This is a genomic window from Cellulosimicrobium funkei, from assembly GCF_004519295.1.
Classification (GTDB): Bacteria; Actinomycetota; Actinomycetes; order Actinomycetales; family Cellulomonadaceae; genus Cellulosimicrobium; species Cellulosimicrobium funkei.
In genome coordinates this window covers 26,035-47,162 of the sequence record NZ_SOZH01000009.1, presented here as the reverse complement: position 1 = coordinate 47,162, position 21,128 = coordinate 26,035, and the positions used below count along the sequence as shown (strand labels likewise).

General features: G+C 74.0%; 23 protein-coding genes. 6 read left to right on the top strand and 17 right to left on the bottom strand.

Going from position 1 to position 21,128, the window contains the following annotated elements; all coding sequences use genetic code 11:
• Positions 1 to 32 precede the first annotated feature (32 nt).
• A complete protein-coding gene (locus tag E1O70_RS15280) occupies positions 33 to 1,442 on the top strand; it encodes a D-arabinono-1,4-lactone oxidase (RefSeq protein ID WP_061269065.1) in 1,410 nt (469 codons plus the stop codon).
• A gap of 46 nt (positions 1,443 to 1,488) precedes the next feature.
• Here E1O70_RS15280 and E1O70_RS20165 read toward each other — a convergent pair whose 3' ends face one another.
• A complete protein-coding gene (locus E1O70_RS20165; RefSeq protein WP_044144577.1) occupies positions 1,489 to 2,127 on the bottom strand; it encodes a TetR/AcrR family transcriptional regulator in 639 nt (212 codons plus the stop codon).
• A 158-nt stretch (positions 2,128 to 2,285) separates the two neighbouring features.
• On the opposite strand from E1O70_RS20165, the gene E1O70_RS15270 reads away from it, so the two are divergent.
• Complete coding sequence (locus E1O70_RS15270; RefSeq protein ID WP_061269063.1) at positions 2,286 to 2,855, top strand: LpqN/LpqT family lipoprotein; 570 nt, start codon at positions 2,286 to 2,288, stop codon at positions 2,853 to 2,855.
• A 2-nt stretch (positions 2,856 to 2,857) separates the two neighbouring features.
• Here E1O70_RS15270 and ispF read toward each other — a convergent pair whose 3' ends face one another.
• The 3 genes from ispF to E1O70_RS15255 form a co-directional block, all read right to left on the bottom strand.
• Positions 2,858 to 3,427, bottom strand: a complete 570-nt coding sequence (gene ispF, locus E1O70_RS15265) for a 2-C-methyl-D-erythritol 2,4-cyclodiphosphate synthase (RefSeq protein WP_082774772.1) — start codon at positions 3,425 to 3,427, stop codon at positions 2,858 to 2,860.
• A complete protein-coding gene (ispD, locus tag E1O70_RS15260) occupies positions 3,424 to 4,170 on the bottom strand; it encodes a 2-C-methyl-D-erythritol 4-phosphate cytidylyltransferase (RefSeq protein WP_061269072.1) in 747 nt (248 codons plus the stop codon). The genes ispF and ispD overlap by 4 nt, the downstream gene beginning before the upstream one ends.
• Before the next feature lie 104 nt (positions 4,171 to 4,274).
• Positions 4,275 to 4,757: a CarD family transcriptional regulator gene (locus tag E1O70_RS15255; RefSeq protein ID WP_031315710.1), complete on the bottom strand. Its 483-nt coding sequence runs from the start codon at positions 4,755 to 4,757 to the stop codon at positions 4,275 to 4,277.
• 421 nt (positions 4,758 to 5,178) lie between these two features.
• Here E1O70_RS15255 and E1O70_RS15250 point away from each other — a divergent pair, with 421 nt between their 5' ends.
• Together E1O70_RS15250 and E1O70_RS15245 are read left to right on the top strand one after the other, a co-directional pair.
• Complete coding sequence (locus tag E1O70_RS15250; protein WP_082774771.1) at positions 5,179 to 5,610, top strand: hypothetical protein; 432 nt, start codon at positions 5,179 to 5,181, stop codon at positions 5,608 to 5,610.
• A gap of 107 nt (positions 5,611 to 5,717) precedes the next feature.
• A complete protein-coding gene (locus tag E1O70_RS15245; RefSeq protein WP_021481982.1) occupies positions 5,718 to 6,245 on the top strand; it encodes a septum formation family protein in 528 nt (175 codons plus the stop codon).
• Between the two features lie 96 nt (positions 6,246 to 6,341).
• On the opposite strand, the gene pstB is transcribed toward E1O70_RS15245, so the two are convergent.
• From pstB to E1O70_RS15215, 6 genes are all read right to left on the bottom strand, one after another.
• The gene (gene pstB, locus E1O70_RS15240; RefSeq protein ID WP_021481981.1) at positions 6,342 to 7,121 is read right to left on the bottom strand and encodes a phosphate ABC transporter ATP-binding protein PstB; all 780 of its coding nucleotides are present in this window, start codon (positions 7,119 to 7,121) and stop codon (positions 6,342 to 6,344) included.
• Positions 7,122 to 7,136: 15 nt separating this feature from the next.
• A complete protein-coding gene (gene pstA, locus E1O70_RS15235; RefSeq protein WP_061269062.1) occupies positions 7,137 to 8,120 on the bottom strand; it encodes a phosphate ABC transporter permease PstA in 984 nt (327 codons plus the stop codon).
• Positions 8,120 to 9,145 carry a phosphate ABC transporter permease subunit PstC gene (gene pstC / locus E1O70_RS15230; protein WP_082774769.1) on the bottom strand — a complete coding sequence of 342 codons (1,026 nt, stop codon included), beginning with the start codon at positions 9,143 to 9,145 and terminating at the stop codon, positions 8,120 to 8,122. The genes pstA and pstC overlap by 1 nt, the downstream gene beginning before the upstream one ends.
• 100 nt (positions 9,146 to 9,245) lie before the next feature.
• Positions 9,246 to 10,385 carry a phosphate ABC transporter substrate-binding protein PstS gene (pstS, locus tag E1O70_RS15225; RefSeq protein ID WP_240696727.1) on the bottom strand — a complete coding sequence of 380 codons (1,140 nt, stop codon included), beginning with the start codon at positions 10,383 to 10,385 and terminating at the stop codon, positions 9,246 to 9,248.
• Between the two features lie 278 nt (positions 10,386 to 10,663).
• Complete coding sequence (locus E1O70_RS15220; protein ID WP_061269059.1) at positions 10,664 to 11,368, bottom strand: response regulator transcription factor; 705 nt, start codon at positions 11,366 to 11,368, stop codon at positions 10,664 to 10,666.
• Complete coding sequence (locus E1O70_RS15215) at positions 11,365 to 12,672, bottom strand: sensor histidine kinase (RefSeq protein ID WP_240696726.1); 1,308 nt, start codon at positions 12,670 to 12,672, stop codon at positions 11,365 to 11,367. The genes E1O70_RS15220 and E1O70_RS15215 overlap by 4 nt, the downstream gene beginning before the upstream one ends.
• A 219-nt stretch (positions 12,673 to 12,891) precedes the next feature.
• Between E1O70_RS15215 and phoU the strand changes: the two genes are divergently transcribed.
• Positions 12,892 to 13,575: a phosphate signaling complex protein PhoU gene (gene phoU / locus E1O70_RS15210; protein WP_021482507.1), complete on the top strand. Its 684-nt coding sequence runs from the start codon at positions 12,892 to 12,894 to the stop codon at positions 13,573 to 13,575.
• 93 nt (positions 13,576 to 13,668) lie between these two features.
• Here the strand turns inward: phoU and E1O70_RS15205 are convergent, their stop codons facing one another.
• A complete protein-coding gene (locus E1O70_RS15205; protein ID WP_021482508.1) occupies positions 13,669 to 14,406 on the bottom strand; it encodes a phosphoglyceromutase in 738 nt (245 codons plus the stop codon).
• Positions 14,407 to 14,580: 174 nt separating this feature from the next.
• Here E1O70_RS15205 and E1O70_RS15200 point away from each other — a divergent pair, with 174 nt between their 5' ends.
• On the top strand, positions 14,581 to 15,021 hold the full coding sequence (locus E1O70_RS15200) for a nitroreductase family deazaflavin-dependent oxidoreductase (protein WP_061269058.1): 441 nt from the start codon (positions 14,581 to 14,583) through the stop codon (positions 15,019 to 15,021).
• 31 nt (positions 15,022 to 15,052) lie between these two features.
• On the opposite strand, the gene mshA is transcribed toward E1O70_RS15200, so the two are convergent.
• The 6 genes from mshA to nadC form a co-directional block, all read right to left on the bottom strand.
• Complete coding sequence (gene mshA / locus E1O70_RS15195) at positions 15,053 to 16,309, bottom strand: D-inositol-3-phosphate glycosyltransferase (protein WP_061269069.1); 1,257 nt, start codon at positions 16,307 to 16,309, stop codon at positions 15,053 to 15,055.
• A 69-nt stretch (positions 16,310 to 16,378) separates the two neighbouring features.
• On the bottom strand, positions 16,379 to 17,590 hold the full coding sequence (locus tag E1O70_RS15190; RefSeq protein WP_061269057.1) for a lactonase family protein: 1,212 nt from the start codon (positions 17,588 to 17,590) through the stop codon (positions 16,379 to 16,381).
• Between the two features lie 115 nt (positions 17,591 to 17,705).
• The gene (locus tag E1O70_RS15185) at positions 17,706 to 18,047 is read right to left on the bottom strand and encodes a histone-like nucleoid-structuring protein Lsr2 (protein WP_021483784.1); all 342 of its coding nucleotides are present in this window, start codon (positions 18,045 to 18,047) and stop codon (positions 17,706 to 17,708) included.
• A 172-nt stretch (positions 18,048 to 18,219) separates the two neighbouring features.
• Positions 18,220 to 18,399 (bottom strand): hypothetical protein, encoded by a 180-nt coding sequence (locus E1O70_RS15180; RefSeq protein WP_021483783.1) that lies wholly within the window; start codon positions 18,397 to 18,399, stop codon positions 18,220 to 18,222.
• Between the two features lie 26 nt (positions 18,400 to 18,425).
• Positions 18,426 to 19,886, bottom strand: a complete 1,461-nt coding sequence (lysS, locus tag E1O70_RS15175; RefSeq protein ID WP_082774819.1) for a lysine--tRNA ligase — start codon at positions 19,884 to 19,886, stop codon at positions 18,426 to 18,428.
• A 167-nt stretch (positions 19,887 to 20,053) separates the two neighbouring features.
• The gene (gene nadC, locus E1O70_RS15170; protein WP_082774820.1) at positions 20,054 to 20,983 is read right to left on the bottom strand and encodes a carboxylating nicotinate-nucleotide diphosphorylase; all 930 of its coding nucleotides are present in this window, start codon (positions 20,981 to 20,983) and stop codon (positions 20,054 to 20,056) included.
• Positions 20,984 to 21,128 lie beyond the last annotated feature (145 nt).

Here is a 21,128-nt window from a genome sequence, read left to right as displayed (position 1 = left end):
CGCCACCCGCCGGGCGTGAGACAGTACGACCTGTGAGCAGCGACGACGCCCTCTCCTGGACCAACTGGGCCCGCACGGCCTCCGCGACGCCGCGCCGTCGGGCCTCGCCGCGCGACGAGGCGGAGCTGGGCGGCCTCGTCGCCCGCGCCGCGGCGGAGGGGATGCCCGTCCGCGCGGTGGGCGCCGGACACTCGTTCACCCCGGCCGCCGTGACGGACGGCCTGCTGCTCGACCTCGACCGGCTGAGCCTCGTCGAGCGCATCGCACGCGGCGGGGCGGACGGCACCGACGGCGACGCGATCCTCGTGACCGTCGGGGCGGGCATCCGCCTGCACCGGCTCAACGAGGCCCTCGCCGCCGCGGGGCTCGCGATGCGCAACCTCGGCGACATCGACAGGCAGTCGGTCGCGGGCGCGATCTCGACCGGCACGCACGGCACCGGGGCACGCCTCGGCGGCCTCGCGACGCAGGTGCGCGGCGTCCGCGTGGTCGGGGCCGACGGCGAGGTGCGCGAGACGTCGCCCGCGCACGAGCCGGGCCTGTTCGAGGTCAGCCGGCTCGGGCTGGGGGTCACGGGCATCCTGTCCGCGGTGACGCTCGAGGTGGTCCCGGCGTTCCTCCTGCGCGCGCAGGAGGAACCCTGGCCGCTCGACCGCGTGCTCGAGCGGCTCGGAACGCCCGACGACCCCGACGGGCTCGTCGGCGGCAACGACCACTTCGAGTTCTACTGGTTCCCCCACACCCGCCGGGCGCTGACCAAGCGCAACAACCGCCTCGCGCCCGACGAGGAGGCCGTCGAGCTCGAGCGGCTGCGCACCACGGGCCCCGGGCCGGTCGCGCGGGCGCGCACGTGGGTCGACGAGGAGCTCCTGTCGAACGGCGCGTTCGAGCTCGTGAACCGGCTCGCGACCGCGGTCCCGCGCGTCACGCCGCGCCTCAACGCGGTCTCCGCACGGGCGCTCGCGCCGCGCACGTACGTCGCGCCGTCGCACCACGTGTTCGTCACGTCGCGCCGCGTCCGGTTCCGCGAGATGGAGTACGCCGTGCCGCGCGAGCACCTCGTCGACGTGCTGTCGAGCATCGACGCGTGGCTCGACCGGTCCGGCGAGCACGTGCCGTTCCCCGTCGAGGTCCGGTTCGCGGCGCCCGACGACGTGTGGCTCTCCACGGCCCACGGGCGCGAGACCGCCTACGTCGCCGTGCACCAGTACGCGCGCCTGCCGCACGAGCGGTACTTCGACGCCGTCGAGCGCATCGTCGCCGAGGTGGGTGGCCGCCCGCACTGGGGCAAGATGCACGGCCTGGCGGCGGACCGGTTCCGGGAGCTCTACCCGCGGTTCGACGACGCCGTCGCCGTCCGCGACGCGACGGACCCCGAGGGCGTGTTCGCGAACGGCTACACCGACCGCGTGCTCGGCCCGGCCCCGGCCGCGCGGCGCTGACCGGCGACGTCCCGGACCCGTCAGGGGACGGGACGTCGTCCGTCCGTCAGGGGACGGGCTCGGGACCGTGCTCCCGCACCGGCGAGCCGTCGGGCCGCACCATCATCGACAGCACGTACTCGGCGAGCGCGTGGAAGCTGCGGACCGCCGTCTCGTCGTCCTGCTCGACGAGCCACGCGATCTCGATCCCGTCGATGTACCCCGCGACGACCCGGGACAGGAACCCCATGTCCATCGTGTAGCTGACGTTCCCCCGCTCGGCCACGTTCTCGAGGAACCCGCGCGTCATCGCCCAGGTCTGCTCGAGGTGCGTGTGCGCGACGGAGCGCAGCGCGCGGCTGCGCACGCCCGCCGTCGCGAACTCGAACGTGAGGAGCCGCATGTGACGACGCGGCGTCAGCCCGCTCCACAGGCCGTCGGCGGCGGCGTGGGCGAGCGCCACGACGTCGCCGTCGACGTCGAGCGCGGACCGGACGGGCTCGGAGGCCACGAGCGCGAGGCTGTTGCCCATCGCCTGGAGGAGCTCGTCCTTGTCCTCGAAGCAGTAGTGCACGACGCCGAGCGAGACCCCGGCCTCGGCCGCGACGCCGCGGATGGTCACGGCCTCGACGCCCTCGCGGACGGCGATGGTCATCGCGGCGTCGACGAGCTGGGCTCGGCGTTCCTCGACGGACATTCGGTTCATGTGCGATTCATCCCATGTGTCGTTCTTGGGAAAGTCAAACACATCGATGCGCTTCCAGCGATCGTAGAGGCAGGTGGCGGGCCTGGCACGCCGGACGGGAGCGGGCGAGAATGACGAGCCGGACCAGCCCCGGCCCCCACCCCCGACGAAGGACTCCCGTGCCCCGACCGCGCCTGCCCCGCTCCCCCTGGACGCTCGCCCTCACGGCGGCCGTCGCGCTCGCCCTCGCGGCCTGCGGCGGGCCTGAGGACGCCGCCGGCGGCACGGAGCCGGTCGTGCACGACGTCCCCGAGATCCCGGTCCAGGTGACCGCGCCCCCGGACTGGGAGCGCGGCACGCGCGACGGCGCGTTCCTGCTGCGCGCGCCGAGCGGCACGGGTTCCGAGGACTTCCGGGCGAACGTCGTCGTCACCGGCAAGCAGTCGGCGCAGACCGTCGACGAGGCGGGCGCCGCGACGACGGCGGCGGTCGCCTCGATCCCCGGCTGGGTGCCCGATCCCGACGGGCAGAGCCCCACGACCCTCGCCGGGCTGCCCGCCTACCGCGTGGCCGGGACGTACGACGCCGCGGGCACCGCCGTCGCGCAGGAGATCGTGGCCGTGCGGACGGGCGACGGGCCGGACGCGTGGGTCGTCGACCTCACGGCGTCGTACGCCGTCGACGACGCCGACGGCGCCGCGCAGGCGCGCGCGATCCTCGAGAGCGTCCAGGTCGCGCCCGCGGGCTGACGTCAGGCGGGCGGCGCGACCCGGACCACGAGGGCCGTGGCGACCGCCGCGACGCCCTCGCCGCGCCCGGTGAGGCCCAGCCCGTCGGTCGTGGTCGCCGTGAGGGTCACCGGGGCGCCCGCGGCCGCCCCGAGCGCCGCCTCCGCCTCCGCGCGGCGCGGTCCGAGGCGCGGCCGGTTGCCGATCACCTGGACGGCCACGTTCCCGATCTCGAACCCCGCGGCCCGCACCCGGCGCGCGGCCTCCGCGAGCAGGCTCGCACCGCTCGCGCCCGCCCACTCGGGCGCGCTCGTGCCGAAGTTCGAACCGAGGTCGCCCAGGCCGGTGGCCGAGAACAGCGCGTCCGCGGCGGCGTGCGCCGCGACGTCGGCGTCGGAGTGCCCGGCGAGCCCGCGCTCGCCCGGCCAGTGCAGACCGCCCAGCCACAGCGCTCGATCCTCGCCCTCGGTCGCGAACGCGTGGACGTCCACCCCGATGCCCGTGCGCGGGAGCGCCGGGACGGGGCCCGCGGCGGCCGGTGCGGTGGTGGGCGTCTCGGCCGGTGTCCCGGTGGAGCCTGCAGGGGTGGTCATCGGTCCTCCCGGAGCGTGAGCGCCGCGACCCGGAGGTCGTGCGCGGTGGTGATCTTGGCCGCCGCGGCGTCGCCGGGCACCACGTGGACCGGGACGCCGAGCGCCTCGACCAGCCCGGCGTCGTCGGTCGCTGCGACGGACTCGTCGTCCGCGCGGTGCGCCGCTGCCGCGTGCGCGCGGGCCAGGAGCTCGCCCTCGAACCCCTGCGGGGTCTGGACGGCGCGCAGCGCTCTCCGGTCGACCGTCTCGACCACGGGCTCCGCGCCGGACGCGTCTTCCGCGCCCGCGGGGGCGACGCGCTTGATCGTGTCCGTGACGGGGAGCCCCGGCACGACGGCCCCGTGGCCCGCGCGCACGGCCGCGACGACGCGGCGGACCAGCGACGGCGGCGCGAGGGGCCGTGCGGCGTCGTGGACGAGCACGACGTCGGCGGGCACGTCGCCCTCCGAGAGGTCGCGGCCGGCCCGGAGACCGGCCGCCACGGAGGCCTGACGGGTCCCCGCGCCCTCGACCACCCGGACCGGCCGGTCGACCGCGGGGTCGTCGGCCAGGAGCGTCGCGACGTGGTCGCGCAGCCCGGGCGGCGCGGTCACGACGAGCGCGTCCACGACCCCGGACGCGCACAGCCGCCGGGCAGCGTGCGCCACGAGCGGGAGGCCGTCGAGCTCGACGAGGGCCTTGGGCAGGTCCAGCCCGAGGCGGGTCCCGGAGCCTGCGGCGGTGAGGACGGCGAGAGTCGGCACGCGCACACGCTACCGGGCACGACGACGGGGAGGGCGCCGTCCGTACGGACGGCGCCCTCCCCGGGGGTCTGTGGCGCTGACTGCGCGGGCCGCGGCCCGGGACGTCAGGAGGCGAGCACCTCGTCGAGGATCGCCTCGGCCTTGTCCTCCTCGGTGTGCTCGGCCAGCGCGAGCTCCGAGACGAGGATCTGCCGTGCCTTCGAGAGCATGCGCTTCTCGCCGGCGGACAGACCGCGGTCGGCGTCGCGGCGGGAGAGGTCGCGCACGACCTCGGCGACCTTGATCACGTCGCCCGACGCGAGCTTCTCGAGGTTCGCCTTGTACCGGCGCGACCAGTTGGTCGGCTCCTCGGTGTAGGGTGCACGAAGCACCTCGAACACGCGGTCGAGACCCTCCTGGCCGACGACGTCACGCACGCCGACGAGGTCGACGTTCTCGGCTGGGACTTCGATGGTCAGGTCGCCCTGCGCGACCTTGAGCTTGAGGTAGATCTTGTCCTCTCCGCGGATGGTGCGCGTCTTGATCTCCTCGATCAGTGCGGCTCCGTGGTGCGGGTAGACAACGGTCTCGCCTACTGTGAACGTCATCTGCAGATGTCCCCTTTCGCGGTGGTCCACCTTACCACGCGGAAGGGCGGAAATCCGAGCCCCTGCGCCCCTTGACAAGCCCGTCACCAGCACGTTCGCCCAGGTCAGAGCCGTGTCAGCGCGCCTGACGAATCTCGAGGAGGGGCCCCATCAGCCCCTGGCGAGCGCCCCGCGGGCCCTTTCAGGACCCCCACCTCGCACGACGACCACCGTCCCGGCGCCCCCGGAGCCACGTGACGCCGCTCACGCCACGGTCGCGAGCCGGCCGTTCCGGCCGCCCTCGCCCTCCCGACGCACTAGGCTGGGCGCGGAATCCCGTCCCCCTTCTTGCAGCCCTGGAGTGCACGTGACCCGCATCCCGACCCCCCGAGCCTCGACCCGTGCGGAGTCCCGAGCGACCGGCCGTGCGCGCGCCTGGGCCGTGCCCCTCCTGGTCGCCGGTGTGGCCCTCGCGTCCGCCTGCTCCCCCATCGAGACGAACCGCCCGTACTCCCCCTCCGACGGCCTGCGGGTCGACCTCACCAGCGAGCTGCGCGGGCTCAACCTGCTCGTCGTGAGCGCGGAGGACGGCGAGCCGGGCGCCCTCGTCGGGGCCTTCGCCAACGACTCGACGGAGGACGTGGAGTTCGACGTGACGCCCGAGGGCGGCGCGCCGGTGACGATCCCCGTCGCGGCCGGCGAGACGGTCTACCTCGGCGCCGAGGACGGCTTCGACGCGCAGATCGGCCGCGTCGACGCGGCCCCCGGCGCGATGCTGCCCGTCACGGTGAGCACGACGACGGGCGAGGAGCAGACCCTCTCCCTCCCCGTCCTCGACGGCACCCTCGAGGAGTACGCGCACCTCCTGCCGTGACCGCCCAGGTCGCGCCGGAAATCGGCTCGGCTCGTGTCACCGCCCGGCGCTAGCCTTCGCGTGCCGCCCCACCACCCTGGTCGGGGCCTCGTACCGAAGGAACCCTGGTGACCCTCCCCCGCTCCACCCGCCGGCCGCTCGTCCTCGTCGTGAGCGCCGTCGCCCTCGCCCTGACCGCGTCGGGCTGCGGCGCGATCCTCGACGAGATCTCCGGACCGGCCGACGCCCAGCGCGACGAGCCCGGCGGCGAGGTGACCGAGGCGTCGGACGCCGACGTCTTCTCGGTCCAGGTCGGCGACTGCATCGTCTCCTCGAAGCTGGACGACGCGGACCTCGTCGAGTCCGTGCCCGTCGTGCCGTGCTCGGAGCCGCACGACGCCGAGGTCTACGCCGAGACCGAGCTCCCCGCGGGCGACTACCCCGGTGACGAGGCCGTGACCACGAGCGCCGAGGAGTTCTGCTACGGCGCGTTCGAGCCGTTCGTGGGGCTCCCCTACGAGGAGTCGGCGCACGAGTACTGGTACTTCACGCCGCGCGCGGACGGCTGGAACCGGCAGGGCGACCGCGTGGTCCAGTGCGTCCTCGACACGAACGGCACCGACGTCACGGGCTCGCTCCAGGGCAGCGCCACCTGATCCCCTGATCCGTCCCGCACGCCCGACGGCGCCCCTCCCCGCGTGGGGAGGGGCGCCGTCGGGCGTCGGGCCGGGGCCGTGACGGACGGGCTGAGGTCACCCGAAGCGGCCGGAGATGTAGTCCTCGGTGGCCTGCTGCGTGGGCGAGGAGAACATCGTCGCGGTGTCGTCCATCTCGATGAGGCGCCCGGGCTTGCCGGTGCCCGCGATGTTGAAGAACGCGGTGCGGTCGCTCACGCGCGCCGCCTGCTGCATGTTGTGGGTGACGATGACGATCGTGTACTCGTCCTTGAGCTCGGCGATGAGGTCCTCGATCGCGAGCGTGGAGATCGGGTCGAGCGCCGAGCACGGCTCGTCCATGAGGAGCACCTGGGGCTTGACGGCGATCGCGCGCGCGATGCACAGGCGCTGCTGCTGGCCGCCGGAGAGGCCCGAGCCCGGGCGGTCGAGGCGGTCCTTCACCTCGTTCCACAGGTTCGCGCCGCGCAGCGACGACTCGACGAGGTCCTCGGCGTCGGACTTCGAGATGCGCTTGTTGTTGAGTTTCACCCCCGCGAGCACGTTCTCCTTGATGGACATCGTGGGGAACGGGTTCGGCCGCTGGAAGACCATGCCGACCTGTCGGCGGACGGCGACCGGGTCGACGTCGTCGCCGTAGAGGTCGACGCCCTCCATCGCGACGGTCCCCTCGACGCGCGCGCCGGGGATCACCTCGTGCATGCGGTTGAGCGTCCGCAGGAACGTCGACTTGCCGCAGCCGGACGGGCCGATGAAGGCCGTCACGGACTGGGGTTCGATCGTCATGCCGACGTCCTGCACCGCGAGGAAGTCGCCGTAGTAGATGTTGAGGTCCTTGACGTCGATGCGCTGTGCCATCGGGGCTGTCCTGTTCTAGCGGAGGGTCTTGGGCGCGAACCAGCGGGTGACGAGTCGCCCGACGAGGTTGAGCAGCATGACGATGAGGATCAGCGTCAGGGCGGCCGCCCAGGCCCGGTCGTAGTTGATGTCGGGGAGGCACACGGCGTCGGTGACGTTGCTGCAGGGCACCAGGCCCTGGCTGTACTGCCGGTAGACGTACACCGGGAGCGTCATCATGCGGCCCTCGAAGAGGTTGCCGTTGATCGAGTCGACGACGCCGACCGTGATGAGGAGCGGCGCCGTCTCGCCGATGACGCGCGCGATGGCGAGCATGACGCCCGTCGTGATGCCGGCGATCGACGTGCGGAGCACGACCCGCACGACCGTGAGCCATTTGGGCACGCCGAGCGCGTAGGCGGCCTCGCGCAGCTCGTTCGGCACGAGCCGGAGCATCTCCTCGCACGAGCGCACGACGACCGGGATCATGAGGACGGACAGCGCGACCGAGCCGACGATGCCCATGCGCACCCCCGGCCCGAACAGCACCGCGAAGAGCGCGTACGCGAAGAGGCCCGCGACGATCGACGGGATGCCGGTCATGACGTCGACGAAGAACGTCACCGCGCGCGCGAGCGGCCCGCGCCCGTACTCGACGAGGTAGATCGCGGCGAGCAGGCCGATCGGCACCGAGATCACCGCGGCGCCGAGGGTGATGAGGAGCGTGCCGAGGATCGCGTGGTAGATGCCGCCCGCGTCCATGCCGCCGAACACGCCGCGCATGGAGTGCGTGAGGAAGTAGACGTCGAACCGCTCCATGCCGTGCACGACGACGGTCCACGCGACGGACACGAGAGGCACCATCGCGAGGGCGAACGCGCCCCACATGAGGACCGTCATGGTGCGGTCCTTGCGGCGACGTCCGGCGTCCGCGCCGCGCAGGAGCGCACGCACGGACGCGGTGCGCTCCGGGTCCGGTGCGGAGGCCCCGCGCGCGGGGCTGGTGCTGAGGGCGCTCATCAGTTGGCTCCCGAGAAGTCCTTGCGCCGCGCGACGATCGCGCGGGCGCCCATGTTGACGAGCAGGGTGATGACGAACAGCGCGAGGCCCGTCGCGATGAGGGCGCTCACCCCGAGCGGGTTCGCCTCGGGGAAGTCCGCCGCGATGTTCGCGGCGATCGTCTGCTGCTGCCCCGCCTGCAGGATCTTGAACGAGTAGAGGAGCCCGGGCGAGAGGATCATGAGCACGGCCATCGTCTCGCCGAGCGCGCGCCCGAGGCCGAGCATCGCGGCCGAGATGACGCCCGACCGCCCGAACGGGATGACCGCGGTGCGGATCATCTCCCAGCGCGTCGCACCGAGGGCGAGCGCGGCCTCCTCGTGGAGCTTCGGCGTCTGGAGGAACACCTCGCGGCTCACGGCCGTGATGATCGGCAGGATCATCACGGCGAGCACGAGCGCGACGGTGAGCAGGACGCGACCGGTCGGCGACGCCGGGCCGGCGAACAGCGGGAACCACCCGAGGGTGTCGGCGAGCCAGGACCACACCGGCACGACGACCGGCGGGAGGACGAGCGAGCCCCACAGGCCGTAGACGACGCTGGGGATCGCCGCGAGCAGGTCGACGACGTAGCCCAGGGTCGAGGCGAGCCGTCGGGGCGCGTAGTGGGAGATGAACAGCGCGATGCCCATCGCGACGGGTGTCGCGAGCACGAGCGAGAGCGCCGCCGCGAGCAGCGTGCCGAAGATCAGCGGCCCCACGAACGACAGCAGCGACGCGCCCTCGGGGAACCACGCGACCTGCTCGCTCAGCTCGGCCCCGCCCGCGCTGAGCGCGGGCCACGCCCGCAGCAGCAGGAAGATCGCGACCGCGGCCAGCACGGCGAGGATGAGCGCGCCGGCGCCCGTCGCGGTCCAGCGGAACGCGCGGTTCACACCACGGTCGCTGTTGCGGGCGCGGCGGCGCGAGGTGCCCGCGCGTCGCACGGGCTCGGACGAGCCGCCCGGCGCGGGGCCCGGCGTCGTGGGTGGGGCTGTGGTGGTCACTCTCGTGCTCCCGGTGTGCTGTCCTGCGGCGTACGGTCTGGTCGCGGGTCGGGGGCGACGGGGCCCGCAGGCCCCGCCGCCCCCCGGCGCCCGGCGGTCGTCAGCCGGCGGCGCCGACCGTGATGGCCTCGACGGCCGCGTGGACGTCCGTGCGCAGGTCCTCCGAGATCGGCGCGCTGCCCGCGGCCGACGCGGAGGCCGACTGGCCCTCCTCGCTCGAGACGTAGGTGAGGAACGCCTTGACGAGGTCGCCCGTCGCCTCGTCCTCGTAGTTGAGGCACGCCACCGCGTACGAGACGAGCACCAGCGGGTAGGCGCCGGCCTCGGTCGTGGTGCGGTCCAGCTCGACCGCGATGTCGTGCTCGTGCCGGCCCTCGACGCGCGGCGACGCGTCGACGACCTTGGCCGCGGCCTCCGGGGAGTAGGCGACCCACTCCTCGCCGACCTTGATCTTCGCGGTGCCGAGGTCGCCGGCCTTCGAGGCGTCGGCGTAGCCGATCGTGCCCTCGCCGCCCTGGACGGTCTGCACGACGCCGGACGTGCCCTGCGCGGACTCGCCGCCCTGCGTCGGCCAGTCGCCGCTCGGCTCGTGGCCCCACGCGTCGCCCGCGGTCGCGGCGAGGTACTCGGTGAAGTTCTCGGTGGTGCCCGACTCGTCGGAGCGGTGGACGGGCGTGATCGCCACGTCGGGGAGCGTCGCGTCGGGGTTGTCGGCGGCGATCTCCGGCGCGTTCCACTGCGTGATGGTGCCGTTGAAGATGCCCGCGATCGTGGCCGGGGCGAGGTTCAGCTCGGCGACGTCCGGCAGGTTGTAGATGATCGCGATCGGGCTGACGTAGACGGGGAGGTCGATCGCGCCGTCGGGGCCGCACACGGCCTGCGACTGGGTGATCTCCTCCTCCTTGAGCACCGCGTCGGAGCCGGCGAACGCGACGCCGCCCTCGAGGAACTGGGTGCGGCCGCCGCCGGAGCCGACCGGGTCGTAGTTGACCGTGACGTCGGGGTTCGCGCTCTGGAACCCGGCGCGCCACGCCTCCATCGCGGACTCCTGCGAGCTCGCGCCCGCACCGTTGAGCTCACCGCTGAGGTCGCTCGCGGTCTCGGACGAGCCCTCGGAGGAACCACCGGTGGAGCCGTCGGCGCCGCCGACGGGGTCGTCCGACCCGCACGCGGCGAGGGTCAGGGCGAGCGCGCCGACCGCGACGGCGGATCCTGCACGGGAGAATCGGCTGAGCTTCACTCTTCGTTCCATCCTGTTCACGCGTCTCGTGCCACCAGCGAGCGCCGGTGACGATCCCGACGCTAGGAGCGCCGGGTGACGCGTTCCCCGAGAGCGGGTGAACGACGGATGAACAGTGCACAGACCTTCCGTGCCGGGCTGCCGGCTCGCGCGGCGGGCCCCGCGGCGTCGGACGACGACGACCCCGGCGCGTCCGCGAGGGACGCACCGGGGCCGTCGTCGTACCGGCAGCCGTGCCGGTCGTCCGCCGGTCGTCCGCGCCGGACGGGACCGCCGGGTCAGGCCTGCCCGACGCCGTCGGCGATCTTGTAGCCGAGGCCCCGCACCGTGAGGAGGTAGCGCGGGCTCGCGGGCTCGGGCTCGATCTTCGACCGGATGCGCTTGACGTGGACGTCGAGGGTCTTGGTGTCCCCCACGTAGTCCGTGCCCCACACCCGGTCGATGAGCTGCCCGCGCGTGAGCACGCGACCGGCGTTGCGCAGGAGCAGCTCGAGGAGCTCGAACTCCTTGAGCGGGAACGGCACGACCTCGCCGTCCACGCTCACGGTGTGCCGCTCGACGTCCATGCGGACGGGACCGACCTCGAGCGCGCTCTCCGGGACCGGTTCGGCACCGGCCTCCCCACCCTTGCGGCGCAGGACGGCGCGCACGCGCGCGAGCAGCTCGCGGAACGAGTACGGCTTGGTCACGTAGTCGTCCGCGCCCAGCTCCAGGCCGACGACCTTGTCGATCTCCGAGTCCTTCGCCGTGAGCATGATGACGGGGACGTCGCCGCGCTGGCGCAGCTCCCGGCACACCTCCGTGCCGCTCAGGCCGGGGAGCATGAGGTCGAGCAGGACGAGGTCCGCGCCGTCGGCGTCGTACCGCTCCAGCGCCTCCGTGCCCGTCGCCGCCTCGACGACGTCGAAGCCCTCGCGCCGCAGCTGGTACGTCAGCGGGTCGCGGTACGACTCCTCGTCCTCCACCACCAGGATGCGCGTCACGCGCCTACCTCCTTGTTCGGTGCGCCCGCGTCCGGGGCGCCGTCGTCCGACGCGTGCTCGTGCGGCACACGCTCGTGCTCGTCCGGTGCGCGACCCTCCGTCGCGTGCCCGTCGGGTGCCTGCTCCGCCACCCGGTCGGTCACCGCGCCGCGCCTCCGCGCGGCCGGGACGTTCGCCGCCGGGATGCGGAGCGTGAAGGTCGACCCGCGGCCCGGCTCGGACCACATCGTCACCTCGCCGCCGTGGTCGGCGGCGACGTGCTTGACGATGCTCAGCCCGAGGCCGGTGCCCCCGGTGTCGCGCGAGCGCGCCGGGTCGACGCGGTAGAACCGCTCGAAGACCCGCGCCTGCTCGTCGGCCGCGATCCCGATGCCCTGGTCCACGACGGCGATCTCGACGAGGTCGCCCGACCGGGTCACGCCGACGCCGACGCGCGTGTTCTCGCCCGAGTAGGCGACCGCGTTGTCGAGGAGGTTGCGCACCGCGGTGACGAGCAGGTTGTGGTCGCCGTAGACCGCGGCGTCCAGCTCGCCGCCCGTCGTGAGCACGATGCCCTTGCCCTGCGCGGTCGTGCGGGCGCGGTCGACGGCCTCCTCGACCACGCCGCGCACCGGCACGACCGTCACCTCCTGCAGGGCTCCCGCGACCTGGAGCCGCGACAGCTCGATGATCTCCTGGACGAGCGCGGACAGGCGCGTCGCCTCGGACTGCATGCGTGCGGCGAACCGGCGCACCGCCACCGGGTCGTCCGCGGCGTCCTGGACGGTCTCCGCGAGCAGCGCGAGCGCGCCCACCGGCGTCTTCAGCTCGTGGGACACGTTGACGACGAAGTCGCGGCGGATCGCCTCGACGCGCCGCGCCTCCGTCCGGTCCTCCGCGAGCACGAGCACGTGGTGCGGGCCCACCTGGGCCACGCGCACCTGGAGCATCACCGTGCCCCGGCCGACGGGACCGCGCGGGAGCTCGAGCTCCTCGTCGCGGATCACGCCGTCCCGGCGCACGTCGTCGATCATGTCGCGGATCGCGGCGTGCGCGATCGCGTCGCCGCGCACGACCCCCAGCGCGTACGCGGGCGGGCTGGCCCGCACGACCTCCCCCTCGCCGTCGAGCACGACGGCGGCGGACCGCAGCACGGCCAGCACCCGGACGAGTCCCTCGTCGAGCTCCGGCGCGGTCTCCTCGCGCGCGGCGCGCTGCTGCCGCTCGCTCACGCGGAACGCGATCGCGGCGATCACGCCGACGACGATGCCCACGACACCGGCGAGCAGCACGGTCACGCCCTCGATCAGACTCTCGGCTTGCACCCGTCCAGCGTACGGTCGCGCACGCTCCCTCCCGGCCCCACCGGACCTTGGGCGGGCCCGAGCCGCCAAGAGTTCACCTGACGGCGCACTGGTGTTCACCGGCCGGTCGACCACGCCTGCGAGCGTGTCAGGAGCCGACGGCGTGCCCGGGCGCCTCCCGGCGCGTCGGGGCGCACGCCGTCACGGACCGGACCGACCGGTCACGACGAGAGGGAAGCGATGCGGGAGATCTTCGAGGCCGAGCTGAAGCAGGTCGGCGACGACCTGGCCGAGATGAGCCGGCTGGTGGAGTCGGCCGTGAACCGCGCCGGGCAGGCGCTCCTCACGGCGGACCTGCAGCTCGCGCAGTCGGTGATCGGCGACGACCACACGATCGACGCCCTCGAGCGCGAGCTCGACGAGCGCTGCGTGCTGCTGCTCGCGCAGCAGCAGCCCGTCGCGACCGACCTGCGGGTCGTCGTCAGCGCGCTGCGCATGAGCGCCACCCTGGAGCGCATGGGCGACCTCGCGCGCCACATCGCGCAGGTCGCGCGCGGCCGCTACCCCGGCCGCGCGATCGAGCCGTCGCTGCACCGCACGTTCGAGCAGATGCACGACGCGGCCGTCCGCGTCGCGCGGCGCACGACCACGCTCCTCACGACGCGCGACCTCACCGTCGCCGCGAACATCGAGCGTGACGACGACCTGCTCGACAAGCTGCACCAGGACACGTTCAGCGCGCTGCTCGACGGCACGTGGACGGGCACGCCGCAGGAGACTGTCGACGTCACGCTCGTGGGCCGCTACTACGAGCGCTTCGGCGACCACGGGGTGTCGATCGCCAAGCGCGTGACGTACCTCGTGACCGGCGAGTTCGCCGACGACCGCGGTGCCCCGGCGGGCACGACGCGCGCGACCGCCTGACCCGCCGCCGGGAGCACCCGCTCGACCGACGCAGACGACCGTGGCCCGTCCGGATCTCCGGACGGGCCACGGTCGTGCGTGGGGTGGGGCCGGTCAGCGGCCCTGGTTCGCGACCGCCGCGGCGGCCTCGGCGGCGGCCTCGGGGTCGAGGTAGCGGCCGCCCTTCGTGACGGGCTTGAGGTCCTCGTCGAGCTCGTAGAGCAGCGGGATGCCGGTCGGGATGTTGAGCGCGGCGATGTCCTCGTCGGAGATGCCGTCGAGGTGCTTGACGATCGCGCGCAGCGAGTTACCGTGCGCGGCGACCAGCACGGTCTTGCCCGCCTTGAGGTCGGGGACGACCTCGCCGTCCCAGTACGGCAGGGCGCGCTCGAGCACGTCCTTGAGGCACTCGGTGCGCACGACGGGGGCGTCGGCGTAGCGCGGGTCGGTGTCCTGCGAGAACTCGGAGCCGAGCTCGATCTCGGGCGGCGGGACATCGTAGGAGCGGCGCCAGAGCATGAACTGCTCCTCGCCGAACTCCTCGAGCGTCTGCTTCTTGTTCTTGCCCTGGAGCGCACCGTAGTGCCGCTCGTTGAGGCGCCACGACCGCTTCACGGGGATCCAGTGGCGGTCGGCCGCGTCGAGCGCGAGGTTCGCCGTCGTGATGGCGCGGCGCAGGAGCGAGGTGTGCACGACGTCGGGCAGGACGCCGGCCTCCGTGAGGAGCTGACCGCCGCGCTTCGCCTCCTCGGTGCCCTTCTCCGACAGGGCGACGTCCACCCAGCCGGTGAACAGGTTCTTGGCGTTCCATTCGCTCTCGCCGTGGCGGAGCAGCACGAGGGTGTAGGTCATGCCTCCATCCTGCCGCACGGCCCGGCGCCGCGGCACGCGCGTCCCACGTGGTGGTGACCGTCGCCGCGCGGCGTGGGACGAAGGTCCGGCCGTCCCGGGCCGCCCGAGCAGCGCCGCGCCACGGCCGGGGGCGCGGCCGGGAATCAGCGCGCCGCCGCGCACGTTCTCTCCCGCATGCCGATCGACGGAGAGTACGCACCGAGCCCGAGCACCTGGTCCCGCGAGCAGGCGGAGGCCTACGAGTCGTCCGGCGGGACGCGCAGCACGACCATGAACGGGATGCCCGTCGTCGTCCTCACGACGCTCGGGCGCCGCAGCGGGAAGGTCCGCAAGACCCCGCTCATGCGGGTCGAGCACGACGGCGCGTACGCGGTCGTCGCGTCGCTCGGCGGCGCACCGAAGCACCCGGTCTGGTACCTCAACGTGCTCGCGCACCCGCGGGTCGAGCTGCAGGACGGTCCCGAGCGCCACGACTACGTCGCGCGCGAGGTCCACGGCGAGGAGAAGGCGCTGTGGTGGGAGCGCGCGGTCGCGGCCTACCCGCCGTACGCCGACTACCAGGAGAAGACGTCGCGGGAGATCCCCGTCCTCGTGCTGGAGCGCGCGAGCGACTGACCCGCCGCGCGGCCCGTGCCGGTCCGCGCGGTCAGCGCGCCGCGCGGACCTTGCGCGCCTGCGCGTAGACGTCGAGCATGCGGACCGCCGCGACGTCCCACCCGAACCGCTCCCCCGCGCGTCGGGCCCCCTCGCCGAGGGTCGCGAGGCGGGCGTCGTCGGCGAGCAGGTCCGCGAGGACGCGCGCCCAGGTCTCCGGGTCGTGGTCGGCCACGAGGACGCCGGAGACCTGGTCCTCCACCACGGTCCGCAGCCCGCCGACGGCGGCCGCGACCACGGGCGTGCCGCTCGCCTCAGCCTCGGCCGCGACGAGCCCGAACGTCTCGTTGTGCGAGGGGACCGCGACGACGTCGGCCGCCCGGTACCAGCGCACGAGCTCGTCGCGCGGGACGGGCGGGCGCACCACGAGCCGGTCGCTCACGCCCACCTGGTAGGCGAGCGCCTCGAGCTCGCGGACGGCCGTCGGGCGGCCGCTGGGACCACCGAGCACGACGAGCGTCGGCACGGGCTCCCCGCGCGCGGCGAGGACGCCGAGCGCCCGGACGAGCACGTCCGGGCCCTTGAGCGGCTGCACGCGCCCGGCGAAGAGGACGAGGCCGCCGTCGGCGGGCAGACCCAGCTCGGCCCGCAGCGCGCGTCGCCGCTCGCGGCGCACCCGAGCGTCGCCGGTCGTGGCGCCCGGCGCCGGGGAGAACAGCTCGAGGTCGACGCCCGGCGGCACGACGTGCACGCGCGCCGGGTCGGCCGCGTAGTCGCGCACGAGGTCCTGCGCCTCCGCGTCCGTGCTCGCGACGAGCGCGTCCGCCTCCGCGACGACCTGCTCCTCGCCGATGATGCGCCCGAGCGGCTCGGGCGCGTCACCCGGCGCGAGCGCCGCGTTCTTCACGCGCGCGAGCGTGTGCATGGTGTGGACGAGCGGGACGTCCCAGCGGTCGGCGGCGAGCCACCCGACCTGCCCCGAGAGCCAGTAGTGCGTGTGCACGACGTCGTACCAGCCCTCGCGATGCCGGGCCTCGGCCCGGAGCACCCCGGCCGTGAACGCGCAGAGCTGGCCCGGGAGGTCGTTCTTGTCGAGCCCCTCGAAGGGCCCGGCGGCGACGTGGCGCACCGTCACGCCGTCGGACACCTCGACCACGGGCGGCTGGCTCGACGCCGTCGCGCGCGTGAAGATCTCGACCTGCGTGCCGCGGCGCGCGAGCGCGTGCGCGAGCTCGGTGACGTACACGTTCATGCCGCCCGCGTCGCCGGTGCCCGGCTGGTCGAGCGGCGACGTGTGCACCGAGAGCATCGCGACCCGCAGCGGGTCCGACGGGTCGGGGGCGGTTCCGCCCGGCAGGTCGAGCGTCGTCACGGCGGGTCAGGCCTCCACGACGCACGCCGGGGCCGGGAGCGCGAGCACGTCGAGCACCTGGGCGGCGCCGTCCGAGCGGCGCACGCGCAGGAGCGCGAGGTTCGACGTCGGGGCGTCCGGGCCGGCCGCGGCGGGCCGCTCGACGAGCGGGTCGTCGTTCTGGTTCGCCACGACGACGAGGTCGTGCAGCGGCGCGTCGACGTCCCCCTGGTCGGTCTCGGCGGCCGACCCCGCGCCGGTCGCGACCCCGAGGATCGCGAAGTGGCGCGGCCACGCGCCGCCCACGGGCGAGTCGGCGAGGTGGCGCAGCGTGGGCACGCCGCCGTCCGGCCCCGGCTCGACCGCGTGCACCGCGAGCATGTCGGCGCCGCGCACCGCGGCGAGGACGCGCGTGCCGTCCGCCGTGACCGCGACGTGCGAGGGGTAGTTCCCGCCGTCGGCCGGAGCCGCGGCGTGCGTGACGTCGTAGCGCGCGACGACGTCGTACGTGCGCACGCCGTCCGGCCCGTCCACCGGGGAGAGCAGGAACAGCGCCGGGTCAAGCTCGCCGACGACGACGAGGTGCCCCGACGGCAGCGCCGCGAGGTGGCGCGGGCCCGTGCCGGGCGGGAAGGTCGCGACGACGCGGGCCGTCGAGCCGTCGGGCGCGGCCGGGTCGTGCCGGCGCAGCTCGTCGGTGCCGAGGTCGACGACGAGCACCGCGCCGCTGCCGTCGTCCGCCGCGCCGAGGTGCGCGAGGGGCGCGACGAAGTGCGCGTGCGGCCCCTCCTGGCGGTCGGCGACCGGGCCGGTCCCCGCGTGCGGCTGCCGGCGCGGGCCGACGTCGGGCGCGGTCGCCTCGAACGCGCCGTCGTCCGTCGTCGGCACGACCGTGAGGACGCCGTCGCCGTAGTTGGCGACGAGCACGTCACCGCTCACGGCGACGTGGCACGGGTACGAGCCGCCCGTGGCGACCGGGCCACCCCGGGGGGTGAGGGCGCCGTCGGGCCCGACGGCGAACGCCGCGACCGAGCCGGTCTCCGTCTCCCCCACCGCGTAGAGCGTGTCGCCGTCGAGCGCCAGGAACGACGGCGACCCCGACGCCGCGGCGAGCGTGCCGCCCCCGAAGGAGCCGGTGCCCGCGGCCGGGTCGACGTCGAGCTCGACGCGCCACACGCCCTCCGCGCCGCTCGGGTGCGGGTAGGTGCCGATCCAGAGGGCGCGGGTCGCGGAGGTCATGCCCCGAGCCTAGTTCTCCGCGCGGGCGGCTCGGCACGAGCGCCCCGGCGCACGAGAAGGGCGCCCGGCCGACGTGTCGTCGGCCGGGCGCCCCGGTGCTCGGTGAGACGACGCGTCAGTGCGCGGCGTCGTACGCGGTCTGGATCTCCTGGGAGATGCGCCCGCGGTCGTTGACCGTGTAGCCGTTGGCACGGGCCCACTCGCGGACCTCGGTCGCACGGGCCGAGCCGGACGAACGACCGCCGCCGCTGCGGCGGGCCGGCCGGGCCGAGCTCGTGCGGGACGAGACCTTGCGCGCGTTGCCGACCCACGAGGCAAAGGCGTCGCGCAGCTCTTGGGCATTCTTCGTGCTGAGGTCGATCTCGTAGGAGACGCCGTCGAGTGCGAACGTGACGGTCTCGTCGGCCGCACCCCCGTCGAGATCGTCGACGAGAATTACCTGGACTTTCTGGGCCACTGTGGTTTCCTCACGCTTCACAGGAATTGCTGTCGTCGTCAGGATGCCACCGCGAATGGTGAGCGTCAATTGAACACGCCGCGCCGACGGAACGTGCGCGCCGTACCTGACGGGCAATTCTTGGACGGCGGTCCATCATTTCGGGACGCCGCCCGACGGCCTTCCGCGGAGATCAGGAGTCGTGCGCGGGAGCAGCATTCCCGCGCGCGGCGGATTCCTGTTCCGCGTCGAGACGCGCCAGCGCGGCGCGCTCGTTGCGGTCCGCGCGCACGATCGCGCGCATCGCGACATAGAAGAGCACGCCGACGCCGATCGACGGGATCAGCGCCGCGAGGGTGGGCCAGATGTCCATGCTGTCGGTCCTAGTTCTCGGCCGCGCTACTGCGCGGGCTTCACGAGCGGGAAGAGGATGGTCTCGCGGATGCCGAGACCGGTGAGCGCCATGAGCAGTCGGTCGATGCCCAGGCCCATCCCGCCGGACGGGGGCATCGCGTACTCCATCGCGGTGAGGAAGTCCTCGTCGATGCGCATGGCCTCCTCGTCACCGGCCGCGGCGAGCAGGGCCTGCGCCTCGAACCGCTGCCGCTGGACCACCGGGTCCACGAGCTCGGAGTACGCCGTCGCGAGCTCGACGCCGCGCACGTAGAGGTCCCACTTCTCGACCTGCCCGCGCACCGTGCGGTGGTCGCGCGTCAGCGGCGAGGTCTCGACCGGGAAGTCCCGCACGAACGTCGGTGCGACCAGATGGTCTCCCACGAGGTGCTCCCACAGGCCTTCGACGAGCTTTCCGTGATTGACGTTCTTCGGGTCGAAGGAGAGCTCGTGCTTGTCCGCGAACGCCCGCAGCGTCTCGACCGACGTCTCGGGGGTGATGTGCTCGCCCAGCGCGTCCGAGAGCGAGTCGTACATCTTCAGCTGGGTCCATTCCCCGCCGAGGTCGTACTCCGTGCCGTCGGCGAGCGTCACGAGCGTCGTGCCGAGAGCGTCCTGAGCCGCGCGCTGGACGAGGTTCTGGGTGAGCACGGCCATCGTGTCGTAGTCGCCGTAGGCCTCGTACGCCTCGAGCATCGCGAATTCCGGCGAGTGCGTGGAGTCCACGCCCTCGTTGCGGAAGTTGCGGTTGATCTCGAACACCTTCTCGACGCCGCCGACGGCCGCGCGCTTGAGGAACAGCTCGGGCGCGATGCGCAGGAACAGGTCGATGTCGAACGCATTCATGTGCGTCTCGAACTGGCGCGCGGCGGCACCCTCCGGACGCGTCTGGAGCATCGGGGTCTCGACCTCGACGAAACCGCGCTCCCAGAAGTTCTCGCGGATCGAGCGCACGACGGCGGCGCGCAGGCGCACGGTGTCGCGTGCAGCCGGGCGGGCGATGAGGTCGACGTAGCGCTGGCGCACGCGCGCCTCCTCCGAGAGCTCCTTGTGGAGCACCGGGAGGGGACGCAGCGCCTTCGCGGCGATCTGCCACGCGTCCGCGAACACGCTCAGCTCGCCGCGGCGCGAGCTGATGACGCGGCCGTGCGCGAACAGGTGGTCGCCGAGGTCGACGTCGGACTTGAACGCCGCGAGCGACTCCTCCCCGACCACGGCCTGGCTGAGCATGACCTGCAGGCGGTTCCCCTCGCCGTCCTGCAGCGTGGCGAAGCACAGCTTGCCGGTGTTGCGCAGGAACACCACGCGGCCGGCGACGCCGACCTCGTCCTGCGTCTCCTCGCCCGTCTCCAGGTGCGCGTACGCGGCACGGACCTCGGCGATCGTGGTCGTGCGCGGCACCGAGACGGGGTAGGGCTCGTCGCCGCGCGCGAGGATCCGCTCGCGCTTCTCGCGGCGGACCTGCATCTGCTCGGGCACGTCGTCGACGTGGTCCTCGGGCTCGGGCACGGCAGGAGAGGGGGTTCCGGCGGGGGAGGTCACCCTTGGATTCTACCGACGCTCCCGCGTCCCCGAGATAGAGCCGGGGTAGAGCCGTGGTCGTGACCAGGGCTCTACCTCGCGGGACCGGGGTTCTACCTCGCGGGACCGGGGCTCTCCCTCGGCGGGAGGGTGGGGAGGAGGTCGAGCGCGAGGTCGAGGATCGGGGCCGAGTGGGTGAGCGCGCCGACGGACAGGTAGTCGACGCCCGTGCCCGCGACCTCGCGCGCGCGGTCCAGCGTGAGGTTGCCCGTCGCCTCGAGCTCCACCTTCGCCGGGACGCCGTCCGTCCCCTCGCGCGCCCGCACGGCCGCGACCGTGTCGGCGAGCACCGACGTCGGCATGTTGTCCAGGAGCAGGAAGTCGGCGCCCGCCGACAGCGCCTCGAGCGCCTGCGCCGTGGTGTCGGCCTCGACCTGCACGAGCACGTCGGGGAACGCGCTGCGGATCGCCTCGATCGCGGCGCTCACCGACCCCGCGGCCACGACGTGGTTGTCCTTGACCATCGCGACGTCGTACAGGCCCATGCGCTTGTTCGTGCCGCCGCCCGCGCGGACCGCGTACTTCTCCAGCGCGCGCAGCCCGGGGGTCGTCTTGCGGGTGTCGAGCACCTGGGCGCCGGTGCCGGCGAGCTCGCGCGCCCACGCGCGCGTCGCCGTCGCGACGCCCGACGCGCGGCTCGCGAGGTTGAGCAGCGTGCGCTCCGCCGTGAGCAGCACCTGGACGGGGCCGGTCAGCGCGGCGAGGACGCGGCCGCGGCCCACGGCCTCGCCGTCGGACGCGGCGAACGTCACCTCGACGGGCGGGAGGCCGAACCGCTGAGCGACCTGTCGCGTCACCTCCTCGACCACGACGAGGCCTGCGACGACCCCGTCCGCGCGCGCCACGAGGTGCGCGGTCCCGATGGCCGACGCCGGCACGGTCGCCTGGGTGGTCACGTCGCGCCCGGGCACGGGGCCCAGGTCCTCGTCGAGCGCCCGCGCGACGGTCTCGGCGATCCACGCCGGGTCGAGGCCCGGCTCCACGCGGGACGGGACGGCGGGCGGCGCTCCGCCGTCGGCGGGACGGGCGGGCACGGGCTCGGCAGGGCTGCTCACGGTCCCCCACGCTATCCGCTCGTGTGCCCGCAGCGCGCCGATGCCCGGCGGCTCCCGGCCGCCGCCCGCTCAC

Coding starts and splice junctions, on each gene's coding strand:
- phoU (WP_021482507.1), top strand. CDS start 12,892: ATGCGGGAGATCTTCGAGGCCGAGCTGAAGCAGGTCGGCGACGACCTG.
- E1O70_RS15255 (WP_031315710.1), bottom strand. CDS start 4,757: ATGACGTTCACAGTAGGCGAGACCGTTGTCTACCCGCACCACGGAGCC.
- E1O70_RS15190 (WP_061269057.1), bottom strand. CDS start 17,590: ATGACCTCCGCGACCCGCGCCCTCTGGATCGGCACCTACCCGCACCCG.
- lysS (WP_082774819.1), bottom strand. CDS start 19,886: ATGCAGGTCCGCCGCGAGAAGCGCGAGCGGATCCTCGCGCGCGGCGAC.
- E1O70_RS15205 (WP_021482508.1), bottom strand. CDS start 14,406: ATGACCTACACCCTCGTGCTGCTCCGCCACGGCGAGAGCGAATGGAAC.
- mshA (WP_061269069.1), bottom strand. CDS start 16,309: ATGCTCTCGGTGCACACGTCGCCGCTCGACCAGCCGGGCACCGGCGAC.
- E1O70_RS15180 (WP_021483783.1), bottom strand. CDS start 18,399: ATGGACATCTGGCCCACCCTCGCGGCGCTGATCCCGTCGATCGGCGTC.
- pstB (WP_021481981.1), bottom strand. CDS start 7,121: ATGGCACAGCGCATCGACGTCAAGGACCTCAACATCTACTACGGCGAC.
- E1O70_RS15200 (WP_061269058.1), top strand. CDS start 14,581: ATGCCGATCGACGGAGAGTACGCACCGAGCCCGAGCACCTGGTCCCGC.
- pstA (WP_061269062.1), bottom strand. CDS start 8,120: ATGAGCGCCCTCAGCACCAGCCCCGCGCGCGGGGCCTCCGCACCGGAC.
- E1O70_RS20165 (WP_044144577.1), bottom strand. CDS start 2,127: ATGAACCGAATGTCCGTCGAGGAACGCCGAGCCCAGCTCGTCGACGCC.
- ispF (WP_082774772.1), bottom strand. CDS start 3,427: ATGACCACCCCTGCAGGCTCCACCGGGACACCGGCCGAGACGCCCACC.